The 24,987-nt window shown below is 63.4% G+C and carries 22 protein-coding genes; 13 read left to right on the top strand and 9 right to left on the bottom strand.

Annotated features, from left to right (window positions below):
* Positions 1 to 15: 15 nt before the first annotated feature.
* Positions 16 to 2,175, top strand: a complete 2,160-nt coding sequence (locus JV241A_RS06575; RefSeq protein WP_115085791.1) for a mechanosensitive ion channel domain-containing protein — start codon at positions 16 to 18, stop codon at positions 2,173 to 2,175.
* Here JV241A_RS06575 and phnR read toward each other — a convergent pair.
* Positions 2,172 to 2,885, bottom strand: coding sequence for a phosphonate utilization transcriptional regulator PhnR (phnR, locus tag JV241A_RS06570; RefSeq protein ID WP_115085790.1), 714 nt, complete (start codon positions 2,883 to 2,885; stop codon positions 2,172 to 2,174). The two genes, JV241A_RS06575 and phnR, sit on opposite strands and share 4 nt — an antisense overlap.
* A 292-nt stretch (positions 2,886 to 3,177) precedes the next feature.
* Between phnR and JV241A_RS06565 the strand changes: the two genes are divergently transcribed.
* The 6 genes from JV241A_RS06565 to JV241A_RS06540 all read left to right on the top strand — a co-directional run bounded on the left by JV241A_RS06565 (position 3,178) and on the right by JV241A_RS06540 (position 8,460).
* Positions 3,178 to 4,242, top strand: coding sequence for an ABC transporter substrate-binding protein (locus JV241A_RS06565; RefSeq protein WP_115085789.1), 1,065 nt, complete (start codon positions 3,178 to 3,180; stop codon positions 4,240 to 4,242).
* Between the two features lie 118 nt (positions 4,243 to 4,360).
* Positions 4,361 to 5,167 (top strand): alkaline phosphatase family protein, encoded by an 807-nt coding sequence (locus JV241A_RS06560; protein ID WP_115085788.1) that lies wholly within the window; start codon positions 4,361 to 4,363, stop codon positions 5,165 to 5,167.
* Positions 5,164 to 6,006 carry an ABC transporter permease subunit gene (locus JV241A_RS06555; protein WP_134061645.1) on the top strand — a complete coding sequence of 281 codons (843 nt, stop codon included), beginning with the start codon at positions 5,164 to 5,166 and terminating at the stop codon, positions 6,004 to 6,006. Before JV241A_RS06560 ends, JV241A_RS06555 begins: the two co-directional genes overlap by 4 nt.
* Positions 5,993 to 6,790, top strand: coding sequence for an ABC transporter permease (locus tag JV241A_RS06550; RefSeq protein ID WP_115085786.1), 798 nt, complete (start codon positions 5,993 to 5,995; stop codon positions 6,788 to 6,790). The genes JV241A_RS06555 and JV241A_RS06550 overlap by 14 nt, the downstream gene beginning before the upstream one ends.
* Position 6,791: 1 nt before the next feature.
* Entirely contained in the window at positions 6,792 to 7,781 is a 990-nt protein-coding gene (locus JV241A_RS06545) for an ABC transporter ATP-binding protein (RefSeq protein ID WP_115085785.1), read from the top strand.
* A gap of 25 nt (positions 7,782 to 7,806) precedes the next feature.
* On the top strand, positions 7,807 to 8,460 hold the full coding sequence (locus JV241A_RS06540; RefSeq protein ID WP_134061643.1) for an HAD family hydrolase: 654 nt from the start codon (positions 7,807 to 7,809) through the stop codon (positions 8,458 to 8,460).
* An 80-nt stretch (positions 8,461 to 8,540) separates the two neighbouring features.
* Here JV241A_RS06540 and JV241A_RS06535 read toward each other — a convergent pair whose 3' ends face one another.
* Positions 8,541 to 9,503 carry an NAD(P)H-quinone oxidoreductase gene (locus JV241A_RS06535; protein ID WP_115085783.1) on the bottom strand — a complete coding sequence of 321 codons (963 nt, stop codon included), beginning with the start codon at positions 9,501 to 9,503 and terminating at the stop codon, positions 8,541 to 8,543.
* A gap of 140 nt (positions 9,504 to 9,643) precedes the next feature.
* On the opposite strand from JV241A_RS06535, the gene JV241A_RS06530 reads away from it, so the two are divergent.
* Entirely contained in the window at positions 9,644 to 11,731 is a 2,088-nt protein-coding gene (locus JV241A_RS06530) for a carboxy terminal-processing peptidase (protein WP_166675656.1), read from the top strand.
* A 123-nt stretch (positions 11,732 to 11,854) separates the two neighbouring features.
* Entirely contained in the window at positions 11,855 to 13,633 is a 1,779-nt protein-coding gene (locus JV241A_RS06525) for a bifunctional diguanylate cyclase/phosphodiesterase (RefSeq protein WP_134061641.1), read from the top strand.
* Here JV241A_RS06525 and JV241A_RS06520 read toward each other — a convergent pair.
* The 4 genes from JV241A_RS06520 to JV241A_RS06505 all read right to left on the bottom strand — a co-directional run bounded on the left by JV241A_RS06520 (position 13,609) and on the right by JV241A_RS06505 (position 15,863).
* The gene (locus tag JV241A_RS06520) at positions 13,609 to 13,980 is read right to left on the bottom strand and encodes a hypothetical protein (protein WP_010224211.1); all 372 of its coding nucleotides are present in this window, start codon (positions 13,978 to 13,980) and stop codon (positions 13,609 to 13,611) included. The genes JV241A_RS06525 and JV241A_RS06520 overlap by 25 nt on opposite strands.
* Entirely contained in the window at positions 13,977 to 14,315 is a 339-nt protein-coding gene (locus JV241A_RS06515; protein ID WP_115085780.1) for a helix-turn-helix transcriptional regulator, read from the bottom strand. Before JV241A_RS06515 ends, JV241A_RS06520 begins: the two co-directional genes overlap by 4 nt.
* Positions 14,316 to 14,413: 98 nt before the next feature.
* Positions 14,414 to 14,854, bottom strand: coding sequence for a DUF1232 domain-containing protein (locus JV241A_RS06510; RefSeq protein ID WP_115085779.1), 441 nt, complete (start codon positions 14,852 to 14,854; stop codon positions 14,414 to 14,416).
* Between the two features lie 280 nt (positions 14,855 to 15,134).
* Complete coding sequence (locus JV241A_RS06505) at positions 15,135 to 15,863, bottom strand: FKBP-type peptidyl-prolyl cis-trans isomerase (protein ID WP_095161523.1); 729 nt, start codon at positions 15,861 to 15,863, stop codon at positions 15,135 to 15,137.
* A gap of 275 nt (positions 15,864 to 16,138) precedes the next feature.
* On the opposite strand from JV241A_RS06505, the gene JV241A_RS06500 reads away from it, so the two are divergent.
* Genes JV241A_RS06500 through JV241A_RS06485 form a run of 4 tightly spaced genes read left to right on the top strand, consistent with a single transcriptional unit; the run spans position 16,139 to position 20,861 of the window.
* Positions 16,139 to 16,864 carry a helix-turn-helix domain-containing protein gene (locus JV241A_RS06500; RefSeq protein WP_095161521.1) on the top strand — a complete coding sequence of 242 codons (726 nt, stop codon included), beginning with the start codon at positions 16,139 to 16,141 and terminating at the stop codon, positions 16,862 to 16,864.
* 51 nt (positions 16,865 to 16,915) lie between these two features.
* Positions 16,916 to 17,977, top strand: coding sequence for an HlyD family secretion protein (locus JV241A_RS06495; protein ID WP_134061639.1), 1,062 nt, complete (start codon positions 16,916 to 16,918; stop codon positions 17,975 to 17,977).
* Entirely contained in the window at positions 17,974 to 19,548 is a 1,575-nt protein-coding gene (locus JV241A_RS06490) for a DHA2 family efflux MFS transporter permease subunit (RefSeq protein ID WP_134061636.1), read from the top strand. Before JV241A_RS06495 ends, JV241A_RS06490 begins: the two co-directional genes overlap by 4 nt.
* The gene (locus tag JV241A_RS06485; protein ID WP_134061634.1) at positions 19,512 to 20,861 is read left to right on the top strand and encodes a TolC family outer membrane protein; all 1,350 of its coding nucleotides are present in this window, start codon (positions 19,512 to 19,514) and stop codon (positions 20,859 to 20,861) included. The genes JV241A_RS06490 and JV241A_RS06485 overlap by 37 nt, the downstream gene beginning before the upstream one ends.
* On the opposite strand, the gene pcaQ is transcribed toward JV241A_RS06485, so the two are convergent.
* From pcaQ to nirB, 3 genes are all read right to left on the bottom strand, one after another.
* Positions 20,852 to 21,784 (bottom strand): pca operon transcription factor PcaQ, encoded by a 933-nt coding sequence (gene pcaQ / locus JV241A_RS06480; protein WP_134061632.1) that lies wholly within the window; start codon positions 21,782 to 21,784, stop codon positions 20,852 to 20,854. The two genes, JV241A_RS06485 and pcaQ, sit on opposite strands and share 10 nt — an antisense overlap.
* Before the next feature lie 126 nt (positions 21,785 to 21,910).
* The gene (gene nirD, locus JV241A_RS06475; protein WP_115085775.1) at positions 21,911 to 22,276 is read right to left on the bottom strand and encodes a nitrite reductase small subunit NirD; all 366 of its coding nucleotides are present in this window, start codon (positions 22,274 to 22,276) and stop codon (positions 21,911 to 21,913) included.
* Positions 22,276 to 24,834: a nitrite reductase large subunit NirB gene (gene nirB / locus JV241A_RS06470; RefSeq protein ID WP_134061630.1), complete on the bottom strand. Its 2,559-nt coding sequence runs from the start codon at positions 24,832 to 24,834 to the stop codon at positions 22,276 to 22,278. Before nirB ends, nirD begins: the two co-directional genes overlap by 1 nt.
* Positions 24,835 to 24,987: the final 153 nt, after the last annotated feature.

The raw sequence follows: 24,987 nt of genomic DNA, 5'->3' as shown, positions 1-24,987 counted from the left end.
GAGGTTGATTGTCCGGTGCCTGTCTTTTTCCGCGTTATTCTCCTGCTTCTGCCCTTGTTCTTGGTTGCGCCAGCGCACGCCGCCGGCCTGCCGGGCCTGCTCGGTGGCGGCAGCAAGGCCCAGCCCGAAGCCACAGAACCCCTGGGCCAGTCACTGGACGAAGTGATCAAGAGCCTGGAGAACGACCAGCAACGGGCCAAGCTGCTGGCCGATCTGAAAAAGCTGCGCGACAGCACCAAGCAGGCGCAACCCAGTGCCGAACAAGGCGTGCTGGGCCTGATCGGCAGCACCTTCAACGAGCTGGAAAAACAGTTCAGCGGCGAGGCCAGCCCGTTCAACCGCTGGACCCGCGAACTGGAGCTGGCGCAGATCGAGCTCGACGCCCGCCTGGTGCCCTGGCACGAGTGGCCGCCGATCCTCTTCGGCTTTGCCGCGATCATTGCCCTGTGGAGTCTGCTGGCCTACGCCCTGAACTGGGTCGGCCACCAGGTCCGCCTGCGCTTCGGCCTCACCGAAGAACTGCCACAACATCCACGGACCTGGGACCTGGTGCGCTTCGCCCTGCGCAAGCTCGGGCCCTGGCTGGTGGCGCTGGTGATCACCGTGTACCTGAGCTTCGCCCTGCCCTCGTCACTGGGCAAGTCGATGGCCATGGTCCTGGCCTACGCGCTGGTGGTGGGTACCTGCTTCTCGGCGATCTGCGTCATCGCCTTCTCTTTGCTCGACGGCCCGCACCGCCATCGCGCCCTGCACATTCTCCGCCACCAGGCCTTTCGCCCGCTGTGGCTGATCGGCAGCTTCGCCGCCTTCGGCGAGGCCATGAACGACCCGCGCATGGCCAGCGCCCTGGGCGATCACCTGTCGCACACCCTGGCAACCCTGGCCAATATCCTTGCCGGGCTGTCTACCGGGTTGTTCATCCTGCGCTTTCGCCGGCCCATCGCCCACCTGATCCGCAACCAGCCGCTGTCACGGCGCCTGACCCGCCGGGCGTTGAGCGACACCATCGAAATCCTCGGGACCTTCTGGTACCTGCCGGCGCTGGTGCTGGTGGCGATCTCGCTGATCGCCACCTTCATCTCCGCCGGCGACACCAGCACCGCCCTGCGCCAGTCACTGATGTGCACGGTGCTGCTGATTTTGTGCATGGTCATCAACGGCCTAGTGCGCCGCCACGGGCTCAAGCCGCAGCGGGCCAACCGTCGTCAGGCGGTGTACTCGGAACGCTTGAAGAGCTTTACCTACACCCTGGTGCACCTGGCCATCTGGCTGGTGTTCATCGAACTCGGCCTGCGCGTCTGGGGCTTTTCGCTGATCGGATTTGCCGAAGGCGAAGGCCATGAAGTGGCGGTGCGCCTGTTCGGCCTGGCCGGCACCCTGATCGCCGCCTGGCTGGTGTGGATTCTCGCCGACACCGCCGTGCACCACGCCCTGACCCGCTCGCGCAAGGGCCTGGCCAATGCTCGCGCGCAAACCATGATGCCGCTGATCCGCAACGTGCTGTTCGTGGCGATCTTCATCATTGCGGTGATCGTCGCCCTGGCCAACATGGGCATGAACGTCACCCCGCTGCTGGCCGGTGCCGGTGTCATCGGCCTGGCCATCGGTTTTGGCGCGCAATCGCTGGTCGCCGACCTGATCACCGGGCTGTTCATCATCATCGAAGACTCCCTGGCCATCGACGACTACGTCGATGTCGGCGGCCACCTGGGCACGGTCGAAGGCCTGACCATCCGTACCGTGCGCCTGCGCGATATCGACGGCATCGTCCACACCATCCCGTTCAGCGAGATCAAGAGCATCAAGAACTACTCGCGCGAGTTCGGCTACGCGATCTTCCGCGTGGCCATCCCGCATAGCATGAACATCGACCAGGCGATCACCCTGATCCGCGATGTCGGCCAGAAGATGCGCAACGACCCGCTGATGCGCCGCAACATCTGGTCGCCGCTTGAACTGCAAGGCGTGGAAAGCTTCGAGTCGGGCTCGGCGATCCTGCGCGCGCGTTTCAAGACCGCGCCGATCAAACAGTGGGAAGTGTCGCGGGCCTTCAACCTGGCGCTCAAGCGTCAGCTCGATGAAGCCGGCCTGGACCTGGCCACCCCGCGCCTGAGCGTGCAGGTGATCACCGCCGATGCCAGCACGCCGTTCAGCGAAACGCCCACCAAGGCCTAACCGGCTTCGGCCTTGATGCGGATCGCATCATGGCGCCAATACTCCAGGTCACAGTCGATCAGCCGCCCGTGCTGGTCGCTGTTGACCCGGGTGATGTGCAGGCCGGGGCTGCCCGCCGACACCTTGAGCGCCAGCGCCGCCGCCACCGGCAAGGCGGTCGGCAGGATCTCGAAACGCACCCGGCCATACTCGATGGCGTAATGGCGGGCATAGAGCTCGGTCAGCGACTGGCTCAGGTCATGCTCGAGAATGCTCGGAAAGTATTCAGGGTTCAGGTAGTGCTCGGCATACAGCACCGCGCGCCCGTCAATCCGGCGTAGCCGGCAGACCTGGATCACACTCGACAACGGCGCCAGTTGCAGCCGCGCGCACACCGTTGCCGCCGCTGGCTGCAGGCGCGCCGACAATAGTTCGGTGCGCGCCTCGCGCCCTTGCTCACGGACCATGGCATGGAAGTGACTGCGCTCGTTCAGATCGTAGGTCAGCCGTGCGGGCGCGACAAACCAGCCGCGCCGCTCCTCGCGGTAAATCAGCCCGCGCGCCTCCAGTTGCACCAGCGCCTCACGCAGAGTAATGCGCGTGGTGTCGAACACCTCGCTGAGCTTGCGTTCGGCCGGCAGCTTGCAGCCGGGCGACAGGAGGCCATGCTCGATCTGCTCCTGCAGGGCATGACAGATGGCTGTTACTGCGCGTGGCGGCAGTGGCTGCATCAAAGGTTACCTATCTGGACTAGTCCAGCACCGGCAGCGCCCACATTTGGCGCCTTCAGGGCTATGAGAATAGTGCAAGCCTAGGCACTCCAGATGAATGCCAGATGACAGCCAGGGTGGTCTACGCTTGATTTTCAGGGGCGCGAGCCCTGGCTGGCAGCACGCCTGGACATCAAATTGTCATGCAACAGGCCTACCTTGGCTCAGGTATTGCTGACCTAGACCAACCGAACCGCAACAACGTCCAACAACACCATTAGCGTTTTGCAAGGCACCCATCAAGGAGCTTCGGATGAAACAGTTTTTTCTGGCGTCACTGTTAGGCTCGAGCATCGCTCTGTGCACCACGGCCATGGCCGCCGACACCGACCTCAAGGCCCTCGAGGACGCCGCTCGCAAGGAAGGCGCGGTCAACAGCGTGGGCATGCCCGATGCCTGGGCCAACTGGAAAGGCACCTGGGAAGACCTGGCGAAAAAATACGGCCTCAAGCACATGGACACCGACATGAGCTCGGCCCAGGAAGTGGCCAAGTTCGATGCCGAAAAAGACAACGCCAGTGCCGACATCGGTGACGTCGGCGCCGCCTTCGGCCCGATCGCCGTGGCCAAGGGCGTGACCCAGCCGTACAAGCCGAGCACCTGGGATCAGATCCCGGGCTGGGCCAAGGACCAGGATGGCCACTGGGCCCTGGCCTATACCGGCACCATCGCCTTCATCATCAACAAGCAACTGGTGAAGGAACAAGACATGCCGAAAACCTGGCATGACCTGGAAAAAGGCAAGTACAAGGTCGCCATCGGTGACGTCGGCACCGCCGCCCAGGCCGCCAACGGCGTACTGGCCGCAGCCATTGCCTACAAAGGTGACGAGAAGAACATCGAACCGGGCCTGCAGCTGTTCACCAAGCTGGCCCAGCAGAAGCGCCTGTCGCTGGCCAACCCGACCATCCAGACCCTGGAGAAGGGCGAGATCGAAGTCGGTGTGGTCTGGGACTTCAACGGCCTGAGCTACCGCCAGCAGATCGACCCGAAACGCTTCGAGGTGCTGATCCCGTCTGACGGTTCGGTGATCTCCGGTTACACCACGATCATCAACAAGTACGCGAAAAACCCCAACGCCGCCAAACTGACCCGCGAGTACATCTTCAGCGATGCCGGGCAGATCAACCTGGCCGAAGGTCACGCCCGGCCGATCCGTGCCGAGCACCTGAAGTTGCCGGCCGAGGTTCAGGCCAAGCTGCTGCCTAACGAGCAGTACCGCGCCGTGCAACCGATCAAGGATGCGGCGGCGTGGGAAGCGACCTCCAAGGCCCTGCCGCAGAAGTGGCAGGAGCAAGTGATCATCGAGATGGAGTGAACCTTCAAGGGGGTGTCAGGCAATACCTGCTACCCCCAATCGCTGGCAAGCCAGCTCCCACAAGGTCTGTGGGAGCTGGCTTGCCAGCGATGAGGTCAGCCACAATTGCGGAGTCCCTATGAACTACAACGTCATCCTGGTCCTGCTCGATGGCCTCAACCATCAGGTCGCGCACCACGCCATGGGCCATCTGCATGCTTATGTCGAAGCCGACCGCGCCGCGCTGTACCGGGTCGAATGCGAGCTGCCGTCGTTGTCGCGGCCGCTGTACGAATGCATCCTCACCGGTGTCGCGCCGATCGACAGCGGCATCGTCCACAACAACGTCAACCGCCTGTCCAACCAGCGCAGCGTATTCCACTACGCCCGCGAAGCCGGCCTGGGCACGGCAGCGGCGGCCTATCACTGGATGAGCGAGCTGTACAACCGCTCGCCCTTCGACCCGCTGCGCGACCGCCACACCCACGCGCCCAAGCTGCCGATCCAGCACGGACTGTTCTATTACGCCGACCACTACCCCGACTCGCACCTGTTCGCCGACGCCGAATACCTGCGCCGCCGTCATGCACCGAACTTTCTTCTGGTGCACCCGATGAACATCGACGATGCCGGCCACCGTCACGGCCTGGACAGCAGCCAGTACCGCAACAGCGCGCGCAGCGCCGACATCCTTCTGGCCGACTACCTGCGCACCTGGCTCGAAGAGGGCTATCAAGTGCTGGTCACCGCCGACCACGGCATGAACAACGACCGCTCGCACAACGGCCTGTTGGCCGAAGAACGCGAAGTACCACTGTTTGTCTTTGGCGAGGCGTTCAGCCTCGACCCGGCAGCCAAACCGCTGCAGACCGAACTGTGCGGCACCCTCTGCGAATTGCTCGGCGTGCCCCACGACAAACCGGTGTGCCGGGAGCTGCTCAAGTGAATTCGATCACGCGCGGCAAATGGCTGGCCCTGCTCTGCCTGGTACCTTTCGCAGTGTTTTTCATCATCTTCCAGATCGCCCCGCTGGCCTGGGTAATGCTCCACAGCGTGCAGGTGGAATCGACCTGGAGCCTGGATAATTTCAGCAAGATTTTCAGCTCGAAGTTCTATCGCCAAGCGATCCAGCACAGCCTGGAAATCAGCTTCTGGTCAAGCCTGTTCGGCATCCTCATCGCCATCCTCGGCAGCTATTCCTTGCGCCGGGTCGACTCGCGCCTGCGCGATTTCGTCAACGCCTTCGCCAACATGACCAGCAACTTCTCCGGGGTGCCGCTGGCCTTTGCCTTCATCATCCTGCTCGGCTTCAACGGCGCGTTGACGATGCTGCTGAAACAGGCCGGGATCATCGAAGACTTCAACCTCTATTCCAAGACCGGGCTGATCATCCTCTACACCTATTTCCAGATCCCCCTCGGCGTGCTGTTGCTCTACCCGGCCTTCGACGCCCTGCGCGAGGACTGGCGCGAATCGGCCGAGCTGCTTGGCGCCGGCGCCTGGCAATACTGGCGGCACATCGGCCTGCCGGTGCTCACCCCGGCGCTGCTGGGCACCTTCGTGATCCTCCTGGCCAACGCCCTGGGCGCCTACGCCACGGTCTATGCGCTGACCACCGGCAACTTCAACGTACTGCCGATCCGCATCGCCGCGCTGGTGGCCGGCGACATCTCGCTGGACCCGAACCTGGCCAGCGCCCTGGCGGTCATCCTGGTCGGGCTGATGACCCTGGTGACTTTCGTCCATCAATGGCTGTTGAAGCGGAGCTACCATGTCGCGCGCTGAACCGGGCTCTGCCACGTTGTACCACCGCCTGGTGGTCTACCTGCTGTTCATCATTCTGCTGCTGCCGCTGGCCGGCACCCTGCTCTACTCGCTGGCCACCAGTTGGTCGGCCAGCCTGTTGCCCAGCGGCCTGACCTTCAAGTGGTACCTGGCGCTGTGGAGCGACCCGCGCTTTCTCGCCGCCTTCGGCCAGTCGCTGCTGGTCTGTGTCGGCGCCCTGCTGCTGTCGGTGCTGCTGATCCTGCCGCTGTTGTTCGTGGTGCATTACCACTTCCCCCGGCTCGATGCGCTGATGAACATCCTCATCCTGCTGCCCTTCGCGGTGCCGCCGGTGGTGTCGTCGGTGGGCCTGCTGCAACTCTACGGCTCGGGGCCGATGGCCATGGTCGGCACGCCGTGGATCCTGATCGGCTGCTACTTCACCGTGGCCCTGCCGTTCATGTACCGGGCGATCACCAACAACCTGCAGGCGATCAACCTGCGCGACCTGATGGACGCCGCCCAGCTGCTCGGTGCCAGCACCTTCCAGGCCGCCTTCCTGGTGGTGTTGCCGAACCTGCGCAAGGGCCTGATGGTGGCCTTGCTGCTGTCGTTCTCGTTCCTGTTCGGTGAGTTCGTGTTCGCCAACCTGCTGGTCGGCACCCGCTACGAGACCCTGCAGGTGTACCTCAACAACATGCGCAACAGCAGCGGCCACTTCAACAGTGCCCTGGTGGTTTCCTATTTCCTCTTCGTGCTGGTGCTGACCTGGGCAGCCAACCGCCTGAACAAGGACAAGTCCTGATATGAGCTTCGTCAGCGTACAGAACCTGCAAAAAAGCTATGCCGGCAGCCCGGTGTTCAACGACATCAACTGCCAGATCGAACGCGGCGAATTCGTCACCCTGCTCGGCCCTTCCGGTTGCGGCAAATCCACCCTGTTGCGCTGCATCGCCGGGCTGACCGCCGTGGACAGCGGGCGGATCTTGCTCGATGGCAACGACCTGGTGCCGCTAAGCCCGCAAAAGCGCGGGATCGGCATGGTGTTCCAGAGCTACGCGCTGTTCCCCAACATGACCGTCGAGCAGAACGTCGCGTTTGGCCTGCGCATGCAGAAGGTCAACAGCGACGATAGCCAGGCGCGGGTACGCGAGGTGCTGCAACTGGTCGAGCTGCAGGATTTTGCCCGCCGCTACCCGCACCAGCTGTCCGGCGGCCAGTGCCAGCGCGTGGCCCTGGCCCGCTCGCTGGTCACCCGCCCGCGCCTGCTGCTGCTCGACGAGCCGCTGTCGGCGCTGGACGCGCGTATTCGCAAACACCTGCGCGAGCAGATCCGTGCCATCCAACGCGAGCTGGGCCTGACCACCATCTTCGTCACCCATGACCAGGAAGAAGCGCTGACCCTGTCTGACCGCATCTTCCTCATGAACCAGGGCCGCATCGTTCAGAGCGGCGATGCCGAAACCCTCTATACCGCGCCGGTGGACGTATTTGCCGCCGGCTTCATCGGCAACTACAACCTGCTCGATGCCGACAGCGCCAGCCGCCTGCTGCAGCGGCCGATTGGCAGCCGCCTGGCAATCCGCCCGGAAGCCATCGTCCTGAGCCTCAACGGCGAACTCGAGGGGCTGGTACGCAGTCACAGCCTGCTCGGCAACGTGATCCGCTACCGGGTCGAAGCGCGCGGGGTAGAATTGCTGGTCGATGTGCTCAACCGCTCGTCCGCCGACCTGCACCCGGATGGCCAGCGGGTATCCTTGTCGATCGATCCCACCGCCCTCTGCGAAGTCGCCTGAGGGTTGCACAGGAGTTTTTCTGAATATGGCACTAGCGATTTTCGATCTGGACGAAACCCTGATCCACGGTGACTGCGCGTCATTGTGGAGCGAGCAGATGGTTCGCCTTGGCTGGGTCGATGGCGAGTCGTTCCTGCGTCGTGACAAGGAACTGATGGATGCCTACGGCAAGGGCCATCTGGCCATGGAGGACTATATGACCTTCAGCCTAGAGCCGCTGATTGGCCGCACCCCGGAAGAAGTCGAGCATCTTGTAGCACCGTGGGTGGAAGATTTCATCGAGCCGATCATCTTCAGTGACGCCACCAAAACCATTGCCGCCCACCGCAAGGCTGGCGACCGGATCCTGGTGATTTCGGCCTCCGGTACCCACCTGGTCAAGCCGATTGCCGACCGCCTGGGCATCGATGAGATTCTCGGCATTGAGCTGGAGGTTGAGCGCGGCGCCTATACCGGCAAGACCACTGGCGTGCTGACCTACCGCGAAGGCAAGATCACCCGCTTGCTGGAATGGCTGGACCAGGAAGAAGAAAACCTTGAAGGCGCGAGTTTCTACTCGGATTCACGCAACGATCTGCCGTTGCTGCTGAAGGTGGATTTCCCGCATGTGGTCAATCCGGACCCGGTGTTGCGTGAGCATGCCGAGAAGAACAAGTGGCCGATTCATACCTGGAAATGAAAAGCATCGCTGGCAAGCCAGCTCCCACAGGTACTGCATACACCTGACCTGTGGGAGCTGGCTTGCCAGCGATTGGCGGACTACACCAGACTCTCGTCGATCACCAGCACCAGCTTGCCCGACACCTGATTACTCGCCAGCTCGGCAAACGCCGCTTCGGCATCCTTGATCGGGAAGGCCTTGGCCAGTTGCGGCTTGAGCCGGCCTTCGCTGAACAGCGGCCACACCTGTTGGCCCAGATCGCTGAGCAGGTCAGCCTTGAACTGATCATCACGGGTACGCAAAGTCGAACCCATTACCTGCACGCGCTTGCCCAGCAGTTGCGCCAGGTCCAGCTCGGCCTTGCGCCCGCCCATCAGGCCGATGATCACCCAGCGTCCGTCCCGTGCCAGCAGCTTGAGGTTGAGCTCGGCATAGTTGGCGCCGACCGGGTCGAGGATCACGTTGAATGGGGCGAAATCATTCAGCGCGTTGAGGTCTTCACCACGCACCACGCCGCCGCTGGCGCCCAGCCCTTGGCAATAAGCCAGCCGCTCGGCCGAGCCAACGCTGACCCAGCACGGGCTGCCAAAGGCCTTGCACAGCTGGATCGCCGCCGAACCGACGCCACTGGCGCCGGCATGCAGCAACACCTTCTCACCGGGCTTGAGCGCGGCCAGCTGGAACACGTTGAGCCAGGCCGTGGCATACACCTCGGGGATTGCCGCTGCTTCCTGCAGGCTGAGGCCTTCGGGTACCGGCAACACGTGGCGGCCATCGACCACCACTTCCTCGGCCATGCCGCCGCCGGCGAGCAAGGCACAGACCCGATCGCCAACCTTCCAGGAGGAACCGGCGCCCACTTCGCTGATGATCCCTGAGCATTCCAGGCCGAGAAACTCGCTGGCCCCCGGCGGTGGCGGGTAGAGCCCGGCACGCTGGAGCAGGTCGGCACGATTGAGGCCGGCTGCGGCCACGCGAATTCGTACTTGACCGATATCGCAAGCTGGACTTGTCGTCGCAACCCACTCCACATGTCCGTCAACGCCTTGCAATGCCTTCACAGTGCCTCCATAGTTGAGTCATGACTGAGCCCGGGTGCTGTAGCCCCGGGCTTTTTGCATTATGCGTCCGGTTTTCATGGAACCGGCGAATTCAAAGACGGCCTAATATGCGTGATCAATTGTCCCTACGTCGAATCAGCATGAAGCATTTTCTGCCGAGCACCACCCTCGCCCTGTTGATCGGTCTGGGCAGTCTGCCATTGGCGGGCAGTGCATGGGCCGCCAACAGCTGGGATAAGCTCCAGCCTGACCGCGATGAAGTGGTCGCCAGCCTCAACGTGGTCGAGCTGCTCAAGCGCCACCACTACAGCAAGCCGCCGCTCAACGATGCGCGCTCGGTAATCATCTACGACAGCTACCTCAAACTCCTCGATCCTGCGCGCAGCTACTTCACCGCCAGCGACATCGCCGAGTTCGACAAATGGAAGACCCAGTTCGACGATTTCCTCAAGAGCGGCAATCTCGACCCCGGGTTCACCATCTACAAGCGCTACCTGGACCGGGTCAAATCACGTCTGGACTTCGCCCTCGCCGAGCTGAACAAGGGCGTCGACAACTTCGACTTCACCACCAAGGAGACCTTGCTGATCGACCGCAAGGACGCTCCGTGGATGAAGAACCAGGCCGAGCTCGACGACCTCTGGCGCAAACGCGTCAAGGATGAAGTGCTGCGCCTGAAAATCGCCGGCAAAGAGCCCAAGGCGATCCAGGAGCTGCTGACCAAGCGCTACAAGAATCAGCTCACGCGCCTGGACCAGACCCGCGCCGAAGACATCTTCCAGGCCTACATCAACACCTTCGCCCAGTCCTACGACCCGCACACCAACTACCTGTCGCCCGACAACGCGGAAAACTTCGATATCAACATGAGCCTGTCGCTCGAAGGTATCGGTGCCGTGCTGCAAAGCGACAACGACCAGGTCAAGATCGTGCGTCTGGTACCGGCCGGCCCTGCCGCCAAGACCAAGCTGGTGGCACCGGCCGACAAGATCATCGGCGTGGCCCAGGGCAACAAGGAAATGGTCGACGTGATCGGCTGGCGCCTGGATGAAGTGGTCAAGCTGATTCGCGGGCCGAAAGGCTCGGTGGTGCGCCTGGAAATCATCCCGGCCAGCAACGCGCCGAACGACCAGACCACCAAGATCGTGCCAATCACCCGTGAAGCGGTGAAACTCGAAGAGCAGGCCGCGAAAAAATCGGTGCTCAAGCTCAAGCAGGACGGGCGCGACTACAAGCTCGGCATCATCGAGATCCCGGCCTTCTACCTGGACTTCAAGGCCTTCCGTGCCGGCGATCCGGAGTACAAGAGCACCACCCGCGATGTGAAGAAACTGCTGACCGAACTGCAGAAGGAAAAAGTCGACGGCGTGGTCATCGACCTGCGCAACAACGGCGGCGGCTCGCTGCAGGAAGCCACCGAGCTGACCAGCCTGTTCATCGACAAGGGCCCGACGGTGCTGGTGCGCAACAGCGACGGCCGCGTCGACGTGCTTGAGGACGAGAATAGCGGCGCCTTCTACAAAGGCCCGCTGGCGCTGGTGGTCAACCGCCTGTCGGCCTCGGCGTCGGAAATTTTCGCTGGCGCCATGCAGGATTATCACCGCGCGCTGATCCTTGGCGGGCAGACCTTCGGCAAAGGCACGGTGCAGACCATCCAGCCGCTCAACCATGGCGAGCTGAAACTGACCCTGGCCAAGTTCTACCGGGTTTCCGGGCAGAGCACCCAGCATCAGGGCGTGCTGCCGGACATCGATTACCCGTCGATCATCGACACAAAGGAAATCGGCGAAAGCGCCCTGCCCGAAGCCATGCCATGGGACACCATCCGCCCGGCGATCAAGCCTGCGGTCGACCCGTTCAAGCCGTTCCTGGCCCAGCTCAAGGCCCGTCACGACACCCGTACGGCCAAGGATCCGGAGTTCGTCTATATCCGCGACCGCCTGGCCCTGACCCAGAAGCTGATGAACGAGAAAACCGTCAGCCTCAACGAAGCCGAACGCCGTGCCCAGCATGCCGATATCGAAAGCAAGCAACTGGCGCTGGAAAACACCCGACGCAAGGCCAAGGGCGAAGAGCCGCTCAAGGAACTGAAGAAGGAAGACGAAGACGCCCTGCCGGTCGAGCCGGACGATACCAAGCCGGAAGACGACGCCTACCTGAAGGAGTCCGGGCTGATCCTGCTGGATTACCTGGGCCTGAATTCGCAGGTGGCGCGGAACAACCCGTAAAACGGTGATGGCAAAATAATGTGACTGTGCGTCATTGCGTCATCAAATAGTCATCAGACTGTCGTGAAATAAGGGACTGAGCGCCGCGGGTGCTCAGTCCCTTTTTTTCAAGGTAGCCCTGCCATGACCGTCAACGAACAGCTCAGCGCGTTGAGCACCATCCTGGCTCAAAGCGGCTTGCACAGCCTGTTCCAACCCATTGTCTGCCTGTCCGAACGGCGCATCCTCGGCTACGAAGCACTGAGCCGCGGCCCGTCCAACAGCCCGTTGCACTCGCCGATCAACCTGTTCGCCGTGGCCCGCCAGGCCGGCCGCCTGACCGAGCTGGAAGTGGCCTGCCGCGAGAGCGCCTGCCGGCGTTTCAGCCAGCAGAACCTCGAAGGCAAGCTGTTCCTCAACGTCTCGCCGGAATCCTTGCTCGAGCCGCAGTACCAGTCCGGGCGTACCCTGAAGATGCTCCACGAGCTTGGCGTGCCGCCCAGCCGGGTGGTGATCGAGCTCACCGAACAGACGCCGACCGACGACTTCCAGCTGCTGTTCAACGCCCTGCACCACTACCGCGACATGGGTTTTTCCATCGCCCTCGACGACCTCGGCGCCGGCTATTCGAGCCTGCGCCTGTGGTCGGAGCTGCGCCCGGACTACGTCAAGATCGACCGTCACTTCATCGACGGCATCCACCTGGATGCGGTCAAGCGCGAGTTCGTCGGCTCGATCCTGCAGATCGCCCGTGCGTCACGAGCCCAGGTGATTGCCGAAGGTATCGAACTGGCCGAAGAGCTCAAGGTGCTCACCGAGATGGGCATCGACCTGGTCCAGGGCTACCTGCTGGGCCGCCCGCAGGAACAGGCGGCGCGGGATGTACAGAACATGCTCGGACAGCCAACGCAGGCGCTGCAGAGCCTCCATGAAGACAGCGGCAACCTCGCCGCACTGCTGATCGAACAGCCCGCGGTGAACCGCGAGGCGCCCACGCCGCAGGTGCTCGAACTGTTTCGCAGCCAGGCCAATCTCAATTCCCTGGCGGTGCTCGACGCGCATGGGCAGCCATGTGGCATCGTGCATCGCCACTCGCTCTCCGAGGCCCTGCTCAAGCCGTTTGCCACTGATTTGTTCGCGCGCAAGCCGATCAGCCGGTTGATGAGCGATGATTTTCTCGCCGTGGATCTGGGCCAGTCGCTGCAACAGGTCAGCCGCCTGCTCACCAGTCGCGCCCGCCAGCGTATCGAAGAAGATTTCATCATCACCCACAACGGCCGCTACCTGGGCCTGGGGCGGGTGATCGACGTGCTCAAGCTGATCACCGAGCAGAAGATCCAGCAGGCCCGCTATGCCAACCCGCTGACTCTGCTGCCGGGCAACGTGCCGATCCAGCAGTGCCTGACCCGCCTGCTGCAACAGCAACGCGCGGCAGCGATCTGTTACGTGGATATCGACAGTTTCAAGCCGTTCAACGATATCTACGGCTATGCCCGCGGCGATGAAGTGCTGCTGTGCCTGGCCCAGTGCCTGAGCGAACGGGTCGACCCCAGCCGGGATTTCGTCGGCCATATCGGTGGCGACGATTTCATGCTGGTGCTGGGCTCGGAAGATTGGCAACAGCGCTTGCAGCTGTTGCTGGAGGACTTTCAGAAACAGTGCCGGCGCTTCTACCGTGCCGAGCACCTGCAGGCCGGGTGCTTCGTTGCCACCGACCGTCAGGGCCGGCGCCAGGAATTCGCCTTGCTATCGCTGTCGATCGGCGTGGTGCAGTTGCACCCGCAGGCCTGTGCCGGGCTCGATGCCGGGCAACTGGCCGAGCTGGCCTCACAGGCCAAGCATCAGGCCAAGGATGTGCCCGGGCACAGCCTGTACCTGATCGATACCGCGCCTGCCGTTCAGGCTTCTTCGTGTTCGGGGTAGCTGTACTCGAACACCCGCACCACTTCCGAGGCGTGCCAGGAGGCTGCGGCCATACCGTCGGACGGCCCGGAGAAACGCCCCAGGCGCTCGACGCACTCGAAGAAACCGGTGCGCGGCAAACGGCTGGCACCCTGGCTGATCACCAGCGAACTGCGCAGCGGCTGCTCGGCGCGGGCGTCAAGCGCCGCCAGGTGCTCCAGCGCCGCGGTCAGGGTCTGCATGGCCGGGCTGGGCAATTGCAGACGCTCGAGCAAGGCACGGTAAGTCAGCAGGTGACGTTGGCGGCGGGCGACATCCAGCTCGCCGAGCAGGCCTTCCCAGTGCTGGCGGCTGATCCGCACGCTCACGACGGCTCGCTCCAGCCGGCCACACCCAGCTCCCAGGCCAGGCTGCGGCGGATCGCGGCATCCGGCTGGCGTTCGCCGCTTTCGATCAGCGCCAGGTACACCGGGCTGATGCCGACGCTGCGTGCCAGCTGCTCCGGCGCCAGGCCCTTGCCCTCACGCAAACGCGCCAGCTCGCTGAAACTCGGCAAGCTGGCGCTGTCTGTGGCGCTGGATGGTGTGTTTTCGGCGGCAACCGGCTCGCCTTGCCCGGCTGCTTTAAGCAGTGCCTGGTACTGCTCCCAGGGAACAACCGCGTACTCGGGTTGACCGTCTCGGCTGATGACCTGAATACCCATTACAACCCCCTTGTAGGATTACGATATGTAATCGGTAGGCATAATCCTTATGCCAATTATATTACCAGCCAACAAGGGTGTGCAGGGTCGCGATGTGATCAGCTTTTTTCCTGCTCCAGACGTAGCGCTTCCGGCGTGTCGGGCAGGCGTTCGACCACCCGCAGTTTTTCCGGTGCCTGACGGCTGCGCCAGGCGCTGAAAGCGGCCAGTTCATCGGATACGGCTTTCATCACCCAGGCCAGCACGGCGATGTCGTCGAGCATGCCGACGCCCAGCAACCAGTCGGGGATCGCATCCAGCGGGCTGACAAAATACAACAATCCCGCCACTACCGTGATCAGCGCCTTGGGGCTGATGGCCCGGTACTCGCCGCGCCACCAGGCCAGGCACAGGGCCTGCATCAGGCGCACGTCCTCGCGCAGCTTGCCCAGCCGCGGGCCTTTGCGCGCCACGGCAAAAATCAGCGCCGGCAGGCGCCCGCGGCTGAGCAAGCGCTCGGCCAGGGGCAGAAATCGGGCGAAATTCCACGGTGCTTTCATACGGCCTCCAGGGCCAGTGCCAAGGAAGGTTATCCACAATAATTGTGGATAACCTTGTGAACAGAGCTGAGTTTCAGGCTCAAGGCGCCCGCCCGGCAAGGGTCCGGGTTAAATCGGGCGTTTTTTACACACCTGTTTCAATCACGCAAACGTTTTGCCCGCTGCGCCATGATTCGTCAACAGCCGCAGCTTTTAAGACCCTGCATGGCCCCGAGGGTTCGTTAAACCCCAGAAACGACAACGCCCCGTCGAGACGGGGCGTTGCCGGTATCAGCTGGCCTTACTCGGCAGCAGGATCGGCAGGCTCATCAGCCTTGGCCTGGTCCTTGATACCCAGCAGTTCCAGTTCGAATACCAGCACCGAGTTGGCCGGGATCATCGGGCTCGGGCTCTGGGCGCCGTAAGCCAGGTCCGACGGGATGTACAGCTTGTACTTCTCGCCCACGTGCATCAGTTGCAGACCTTCGACCCAACCCGGGATCACGCCGCTGACCGGCAGGTCGATCGGGCTGCCACGCTCGACGGAGCTGTCGAAGACCTTGCCGTCGATCAGCTTGCCTTCGTAGTGGACGGTGACCACGTCAGTCGGTTTTGGCTGGGCGCCATCAGCCTTCTTGATCACTTCGTACTGCAGGCCCGAAGCGGTAGTCACTACGCCAGTCTTCTTGCCGTTTTCTTCAAGGAACTTCTTGCCGGCCGCAGCCGACTCTTCGCTCATCTTGACCAGGCGCTCTTCAGCGCGCTTTTGCAAGGCTGCGAAGGCTTCAACCAGCTCTTCGTCCTTGATCTTCTGTTCTTTCTTGCCGACAGCGTCTTCGATACCTTGAGCAACAGCTTTCGAATCAAGGTCGTCCATGCCTTCCTGAGCCAGGCTTTTGCCCATGTTCAGGCCAATACCGTAGGAGGCTTTCTGTGCCGGAGTCTTCAGCTCGACGCTGGTCTGCGAATCGCAACCCGCCAGTACCAGGCTAACCAGGGCAACCGCAGCCGCCAACCGATGCTGTTTCATGCTATTTCCTTGTTCATGCGCCAATAGGGCAATCGAGTAAAGCCGCGAGCTTATCAGGCGGCCACGACCAATGGCTACCGGCATGAGAGCAAGAAAACCCGGATAAGTTCAGCCAGATTAAACCTTCTTCATCCTCGGCTGCAGCCAGTGGCCAGTATTGACGGGACCCGGCAGTTGGGCAAATCCGCCGGTGAGGTTTTGTAGCAGTTTGTATCGATGCCGTGCAGCGGGCGGTTATCATCCTGGGCAGCGCAGCAGCGGCAAGGACGGCAGCAATGTGGGACGGCAGGGTCACCTTCAGCGACTACTGGTTCGGCTATGTGGGACACAGTGAGGATTCATCGGCCCACAGCCATGTGGCCATCCAGCTTTGCATCGGGATTCGCGGCCCGGTGCGGGTCGATTTCGAACAGCACAGCCTGGAAGGCGCTGGCGTCATCATCGGGCCTTTCGTCAAACACCGCTCGGTGCAACAGCCGCAGCCGCTGGCGTTTCTGTTTATCTACCCGGAATCGCCCCTGGGGCGCGCACTCAACGCACAGTTGCCACTCAATGGCAGCGCCCTGGCCAGCCAGGCCATCGTCGACTGCTTCGCCCTGCAGCGCAGCACCGAACAGACCGTAGCGGCACTGAACCGCATCGTCGGCAGCCCAGCGGATTTCGACCCGCGCCTGGCCAGCGCCCTGTCCTTGTTGCGCGAAGACTGCGACGGCAGCGGCGCGGTCGGCCGCGCAGCCGAAGCGGTCGGGCTGTCCAGCCCGCGCCTGCGTCACGTGGCCACGCGCGACATGGGCGTGCCGCTGTCGCAGTGGATCATCTGGCGCAAGCTGGAGCGCGCCGCACACGCCCTGGCAGCCGGCCATAGCTTGAGCGAAGCGGCCGTGGATGGCGGCTTTGCCGACCAGGCGCACCTGAGCCGGATGATGCGGCGCATGCTCGGCCTGTCTCCGGCGCAAGCGGCTGGCGTGCTGATGCGCACGAGCGATTCGTTCAATACCTGACCTGCTGCACACGCCAAGCTCTGCCCTTCTTGATGACTAGAGGCGCAGTTCATGGGCAAGCCTACCTACCTGAAGCTAGTGGTCTGTACCGCAGTAATCGGCAGCCTGATGCTGCTCGGCTGGCAACGCTGGCAGTACAAACTGCAATACGTCAGCACCGATAACGCCGAGGTCGAGGGCATCATCGTGCCGATCCGCGCCAGACTTTCGGGCATCGTTGTGCAAGTGCCGGTGCAACACAACGGCCGGGTAGCCAGCGGCGACCTGTTGCTGCAGCTGCGCGATGATGAATACCTGCAACAACGAGACAAGGCCCAGGCAGCATTGAACAGGTTGCATGCGGCCACCGGCAGCCAAGGCACGCCCGGATTGCTTGATAGCCAGGCGCGCAGCGCGGCGGCCAACAGCCAGGCCGCCACCGCAACCATCGGCCAGCTCTCTGCCGGGCTTGAACAGGCCCGTAGCGACTTTCAGCGCGCCCAACGCCTGGCCGCCCAAGGCGTCCTCAGCAACCAGGACCTGGAAGCGGCCAAGGCGCAGTTCGATGCCCTCGGCCACCAGTTGCAGGGCGCGCGCAACAACGCCCAGGCCGCGGCGCAGGGCAGCCTGGCGCAACAGGCTGCGCTGAAGTTGCAAAGCTATCGAATCGATGCCGCCCGGGCCGACCTGGAACTGGCGCAGATTCGCTTGCAAGACACCCATCACCGCGCGCCGCTGGCCGGTATCGTCGCCGACAAGCATGTCGAACCCGGGCAGTTCGTGGTGGCCGGGCAAAAGTTGCTGAGCCTGGTCGCCACCGATCATTTGTGGGTAGTGGCCAACTTCAAGGAGACCCAGATCAGCCGGGTCCGGGTTGGCCAGCCAGCACGCGTCACGCTCGACGCCTTCCCCGACAGGGTATTGCGCGGCCGGGTGCAGAGCCTGGTGCCGGCCACAGGGGCACGCTTCTCGTTGCTACCGCAGGAAAACGCCAGCGGCAACTTCACCAAGGTGGTCCAGCGCCTGCAAGCGCGGATCGAACTTGAGCCGCTTGCGCTGCCTTACCAGGCCGCCATGAGCCAGGGCATGAGCGCCTTGGTCGAAGTCGATACCGGTGATGAGCAACGCTTATGAAATCGCCCTGGCTGGTCGCCTTCAGCGTGACCCTGATCTCGATGATGGAGCTGCTCGACGTCACTATCGTCAACGTTGCCATTCCCAGCCTGATGGGCAGCTTCGGCGCCTCGGTGGATGAAATTTCCTGGGTCTCGACCAGTTACATCGTCGCCAACGTGGTAATCCTCCCGGCCAGTGGCTGGCTGTCGGCCTGGTTCGGCCGGCGCAACTACTACCTGGTTTCCTCGATCCTGTTCGTACTGGCCTCGCTGGGCTGCGCGATGTCCACCGAACTCTGGCAACTGGTGGCCTTTCGGATTATCCAGGGCCTGGCCGGCGGTGGCTTGCTGGGTATCTCCCAGGCGATCATCTACGACGTGTTCCCCAAGGAAAAGGTCAGCACTGGCCTGGCCCTGTACGGGGTCGGGGTAATGATGGGACCGACCCTAGGGCCCTCGGTGGGCGGTTACCTGATTGATGAATTCTCCTGGCACTGGATCTTTCTGATCAACCTGCCGATTGGCGCTGTGGCGATCCTTCTGTCGTGGCTCTGCGTGCATGACTCGATCAACGAGAAACGCCCGCAAAGCATCGACTACATCGGCTTCGCCCTGCTCGCCCTGGGCGTCGGCAGCCTGCAGATCATGCTTGAGCGTGGCGAACACTGGGACTGGCTTGAGTCGGACCTGACTATCGCCTGCCTGTTGCTGGGCAGCTTCGGCCTGCTGGCGTTTTTCTGGTGGGAGCAGCGCGTGGCCACGCCGATCGTCAACATGGCGCTGTTTCGCAACCGCGAGTTCCTCATGGGCTCGATCTGTGCCTTTTGTGTCGGCTTCGGCCTGTACAGCACACTGTTCATGGTGCCGTTGCTGCTGCAGACGCTGCTTGAGCAGAGCGCCTACCAGAGCGGCATGGTGATCTTTCCCGGCGCCCTGGCCAGCGCCGTTAGCACCCTGGTGATCGGCAAGCTGTCCCAGGAAAACAAGGTCGATGAACGGCTGTTCGTCAGCATCGGAATCCTCATCTACGGCTATGCGATGTACCTGCACACCCAGTTCACCCTGCAAAGCAGCCCCGACACCCTGTACTGGCCGCTGATCATCCGCGGGCTTGGTCTGGGCATGATTTTCGTTCCGCTCACCAACCTGGCGATGCGCCAACTGCCTGCACAACTGATCTCGGTCGGCTCGGGGGTGCTCAACCTCATGCGCCAGCTCGGTGGCAGCGTCGGCATCGCCATTGCCGCAACTTTGCTGACGCGCTTTTCCTGGGCGCGCTACCGGCAATTATCCGAGCACGTCACCGAGTCGAGCATCATCGCCAGCGGTTGGGATGTTGCCCGCTACGACCCGCGCGTGCTTTCGCTGGGCACCAGCGATCCCGCTCAGGCGCAAGCCCTGCTGGTCCTGGTCAATACCCGTGAACAGGCACAGATGCTCGGCTTCAGCATGCTTTTCGGCCTGCTCGGCGCAGTCATGCTGATCGGTGTGCCGATGGTCCTGCTGATGCGCAACCCCAAACGAATCGCTCAACCCGAACAGGAAGCCTTGCCGTGCTCGAACAACTCTCGCGAATCCACGCAGGCCTGATGGCCCTGGCACTGCTCGGCAGCAGCCAGCAGGCCCGGGCTGATGACCTCTACCAGCTCTATCAAAAAGCCCTGGCCCATGACATGAAATACGCCGCGGCCATCGAACAGCAACGTGCCAGCAACGAAAAAGAACCCCAAGGCCGCGCCCTGCTGTTGCCCAACCTGTCACTTGAAGGGGGCGCCGCTTGGGTCGACCGCGACGACAGCGGTGCAGCGACACGCAATCGCGACAACTCCAATGCCTACGCACTGGTGCTGATCCAGCCGCTGCTGCGCTGGCAGAACGTGATCGGCCATGACCAGAGCAAGGCGCTGGTGCTGGCCGGGGAAATCAACCTGCAGGCCGCCCGCCAGGACCTGATGCTGCGGGTCGCCGACGCCTACTTTGACCTGCTGCTGGCCGAAGACCTGCTCGGCACCAGCCGCCAGCAGGTGCGCACCCTGCAGGAGCAACGCGGCAAGGCTGAACGCTTCTACCAGGCCGGCTCCGGCACCGAAAGCGAAGTGCAGCGCATCCAGGCCCGCTACGACCTGGCCTATGCCCGGCAGATGGCCGCGCACAACGCCGTGCAATTGCACCAGGAAACCCTGGCGCAGTTGACCGGCAGCGTGCCCGCGTCCCTCGCCCGACTCGACCCGCAGGTGCGTTTTCAGGGGCCGCAACCGGCGTTGATCGGCACCTGGGCCGAGCAGGCGCAACAGCACAACCTCAAGGTCCAGGCGGCGCAGATCAAGCGCCTGGTGGCAGAAAAGGAGATCGACAAGCAACAGGCCGGGCATTTGCCCACGGTCGACCTGGTGGCCGCTCACGGGCGCTTCGCCTCGGTGGGCGGCAGCCTGTACGACGTCACCCTGCCGGAAGAAAAGTACACCCAGACCGTGGTCGGTGTGCAGGTCAGCCTGCCGTTGTACGCTGGTGGCGGCACTACCAGCCGCGGCCGCGAGGCCCGCGCCCTGCACGGTGTAGCCTTGGATGAAGTCGAAGACGCCCGCCGCGAGGCTGGCCTGATGGCGCGCCAGGCCTACCTGACCCTGACCAGCGGCATCAGCCAGTATGCGGCGCTGCAGCAGGCGCTGCGCTCGAGCCAGACCAACCTGACCTCGACCACCCGTGCCTTCGAAGCCGGTGCGCGGATCAGTGCCGATGTGCTGGATGCCGAACAGCAGGTGACCCAAACCGAGCAGCAACTGGCCGAACAGCGTTATTCAATCGTGCTGGCCCAGCTCAGGCTGCTGGCCGCCAGCGGCAGCCTCGGTGATGCCGGTCTGCAAGAAATCAACGCGCTGTTGTCAGCGGGCACTCAAGGGTAGTGGCCGTCGCGGTACTGCGCCGCCACCTCGCGCAAAACCTCGCACAGCCATTGCGCCGGCACTGCCAGGGGCAAGGCGGCGTTGCTGCAGATGCCGACCGAGCCGCCCGGCTCGCTGACGCCCAGGTCCAGCTCGCACAGCTCACCGCGGCCGAGGTCGACGCGCACCGCATCCCGAGGCGCAACCCAGACCGCATCGCTGCCTTGCACATAACGGCGGCTGAGGGCCGGCGACAGGGTTTCCAGGCGCTGCGCGGGTTGCTCGATGGCGCACTGCACGAACAGGCTGTCGGCGTGCTTGCGGATGGTCGTGCCGGCCAGCGGCAACACCAGCGGGTAGCGCCCGACCTGGCTGCGCTCGATCGGCTGGCGGCCCAGCAAGGGATGACCGGGGCGCACCACCAGCGACATCGACTCACTGTACAGGTGCTCGAACATCAGCCCCTGGATTTGCGGGCTGTCGGTCATGCGTCCGATCACCAGGTCCAGTTCCCCCACATGCAATTGCCCGAGCAGGTGCGCGCTGGGGCCGGTGGCAACGCTGACCACCAGGGCGTCATGGCGCTGGTGCAGGCGGCAAAGTACTTCGGGCATCAGCAGGCTTTCGACGGTCGACAGCACGCCGACACGCACCTGGGGCGGCGCATGCTCTTCGCCGCGCAAGGTGCTGACGCCTTCGCGCAGGGCCTGCACGCTGGGGCCGGCGTAGCGCATGAAACGCACCCCGGCCGGGGTCAGCTCGACGCCCTGCTTGCTGCGCTCGAACAGCCGCGTCTGCAGCAGGTCTTCAAGTTCCTTGAGGGTCTTGGAGATGGCCGGCTGACTGATCGCCATGGCATCAGCGGCCTTGGCAAAACTGCCCTGGCGGGCAATCTCGAGAAAGCACAACAGGTGGCGGAATTTGATCCGGGTATCGAGGTTCATCCCCGGAGTTTATCGGGGCTCCGGCAAGACTGCGACCGCTTTGCGGTCGATCGCCGGCAAGACCGGCTCCCACAGGTACTGCATACCCCAGACACTGTGGGAGCTGGCTTGCCAGCGATGAGGCCATCAATAGCGCCCCAGCTCTACCTGCTCGCCACTGATCCGCACCGGCCACACCTGCAACGCCTGCTGCGGATCCTCCAGGCAACGCCCGTCACGCAAGCAGAAATGCTGCTTGTACAACGGTGCCGCCACCACCAGTTCGCCCTTGAGCTCCCCCACCAGCCCGCGGCCGATCACATTGGCCCCGGACCTGGGGTCGTGGTTGTCCACGGCAAACACCGGCGTGGCCTGCCCTGGCAGGTAGAACAGCGCCACCTGGCGGCCGTCGAACCACACCACCACCCCCGACTGGGCGACCAGGTCGGCACGGGTGCAGACCGTCTGCCAGTGTTGCGCCTGAACAGTTATCGCAGCGTTGGACTGGCTCATCAAAGCACCTCCTCGGTGGTCGGGATCAAGTGAAGTTCGCCAGCGCCGATGGGCCGGCGCTGGCCGCGTTCGCGGACAAAGTGCACACCCGGGTCCGGGCGCTGGTCGTTGACGAAGGTACGGAAGCGTTTGAGCTTGTCCGGATCCTTCAGGGCATTGGCCCACTCGCACTCGTAGCGGTCGACCACCTGTTGCATCTGCGCTTCCAGCTCGGCACCCAGGCCGAGGCTGTCGTCGAGGATCACCTGTTTGAGGTAGTCCAGCCCGCCCTCCAGGCTTTCGCGCCACACCGAGGTGCGCTGCAGCTTGTCGGCGGTGCGGATGTAGAACATCAGCACGCGGTCGATGATGCGGATCAGGCTGGCGTCGTCCAGGTCGGTGGCGAACAGTTCGGCATGCCGCGGGCGCATGCCGCCGTTGCCGCAGATGTACAGGTTCCAGCCTTTCTCGGTAGCGATCACGCCGATGTCCTTGCTCTGTGCCTCGGCGCATTCGCGGGTGCAGCCGGACACCGCGAACTTGAGCTTGTGCGGCGAACGCAGGCCCTTGTAGCGGTCTTCCAGGGTCAGGGCCATCTGTACGCTGTCCTGTACGCCGTAGCGGCACCAGGTGCTGCCCACGCAGGATTTCACCGTGCGCGTCGACTTGCCGTAGGCGTGGCCGGTCTCGAAGCCTGCGGCAATCAGTTCGGCCCAGATTTCTGGCAATTCATGCAACTGGGCGCCGAACAGGTCGATGCGCTGGCCGCCGGTGATCTTGGTGTAGAGGTCGTATTTTTTCGCCACTTCGCCGATGACGATCAGCTTCTCGGGGGTGATCTCGCCGCCGGGAATCCGCGGCACCACCGAGTAGGTGCCGTTCTTCTGCATGTTGGCCATGAACGTGTCGTTGGTGTCCTGCAGCGGCACCAGCGACGGGTCCATGATCGGCTGGTTCCAGCACGAGGCGAGGATCGAGCCGACCGTGGGTTTGCAGATATCGCAGCCGACATGGCCGCGCCCATGCTTGGCGAGCATCTCGTCAAAGCTGAGGATGCCCTCGACCCGCACCAGCGCGTACAGCTCCTGGCGGGTGTAGGCGAAGTGTTCGCACAGGCTCTTGTCGACGCTGACGCCGCGGGCGATCAGCTCATGCTCGAACACCTGCTTGAGCAATGCCGCACAACCGCCGCAACCGGTGCAGGCCTTGGTCTGCTGCTTGAGCTGGCCAAGCTCGCCGCAACCGCTGTCGATGGCGGCGCAGATCGCGCCCTTGCTGACGTTGTGGCAGGAACAGATGGTCGCGCTGTCGGGCAAGGCATCCGCGCCCAGTGCCGGCGCGCCGGCCGACTGCGGCAGGATCAGGCCGGCCGGATCGGCTGGCAGGGCAATACCGTTCTGCACGTATTGCAGCAGGGTATCGTAGTAGCTGTTGTCGCCAACCAGCACCGCACCGATCACCTGTTTGCCGCTGGCATCGACCACCAGGCGGCGGTAGGCCGAGGCGGCTTCATCGATAAAGCGATAGCTGCGTGCTCCCGGAGTGGCGCCATGGGCGTCGCCAATGGAGCCGACATCGACGCCGAGCAGCTTGAGCTTGGTCGACATGTCGGCCCCGGTGAAGCTGCCAGCGTCCTCACCGGACAGCGCCGCCGCGACATTGCGGGCCATGCTGTAGCCCGGCGCTACCAGGCCGAACACGCTGCCGTTCCACGAGGCGCATTCACCGATGGCGAAGATCCGTGGGTCGCTGCTGCGACAAGCACTGTCGATCATCACCCCGCCGCGTGGCGCGATGTCCAGACCGCTGCTGCGGCCCAGGGCATCCTGCGGGCGGATACCGGCGGAGAACACGATCAGGTCGGTTTCGAGAAATTCGCCGCCGTCGAAGTTCATCCGGTAGCGATAGTCTTCACCGGCAACGATGGCCTGGGTCGCCCGCGACAGGTGCACGCCAACCCCCAGGGCTTCGATCTGCGCACGCAAGGCCGCGCCGCCTTCGGCATCCAGTTGCACCGGCATCAAGCGCGGGGCGAACTCCACCACGTGGGCTTCCAGGCCCAGGGATTTCAAGGCATTGGCCGCCTCCAGGCCGAGCAGGCCACCGCCGACCACCACGCCCCGGCGTGCACTGTTGGCGGCGGCACGGATGGCATCGAGATCATCGAGAGTGCGATAGACCAGGCGCGCCGCCCCATGCGAGCCTTCGATCGGCGGCACGAACGGATAGGAGCCAGTGGCCAGGACCAGTTGATCGTAAGGATAACGCCCGAGGTGGGTGACCACTTCGCCGCGCGCCCGGTCGATCTCCAGCACCTGCTCGCCCAGGTGCAGGTGAATGCCGTGCCCGGCGTACAAGCCCGCCTCGCCCAGCGCCAGGGTCTCGGCATCGCTGCCACTGAAGTACTCCGACAGGTGCACACGGTCGTAGGCGCGCTGGCGTTCTTCGCCGAACACCCGCACCTCGAAGCGACCCAGGGCACCGCGTTCGATCAGTTGCTCGACGCAGTGATGACCGACCATGCCGTTGCCGACGATGATCAGCTGTTGCCGCGCTTCGATGCTGGTAAACCCATTCATACCCGATCCTCACTCAAGGCCATTCACGGTGGCTTTGCTGCTGGGGGCCAACCCCGAAAAACAAAAAAAGGCGCCTGGAGCCGAAGCTCCAGGCGCCTTTGCCTGGTCGTTTTATGTAGTCCCGGTTGCGAATCGCCATTGACCCGCGAGGAC

This window comes from Pseudomonas sp. JV241A, from assembly GCF_900275665.1.
GTDB classification, from domain to species: Bacteria; Pseudomonadota; Gammaproteobacteria; order Pseudomonadales; family Pseudomonadaceae; genus Aquipseudomonas; species Aquipseudomonas wadenswilerensis.
Note: the sequence above shows the minus strand (reverse complement) of the source record. Positions and strands in the feature narration are given on the sequence as shown.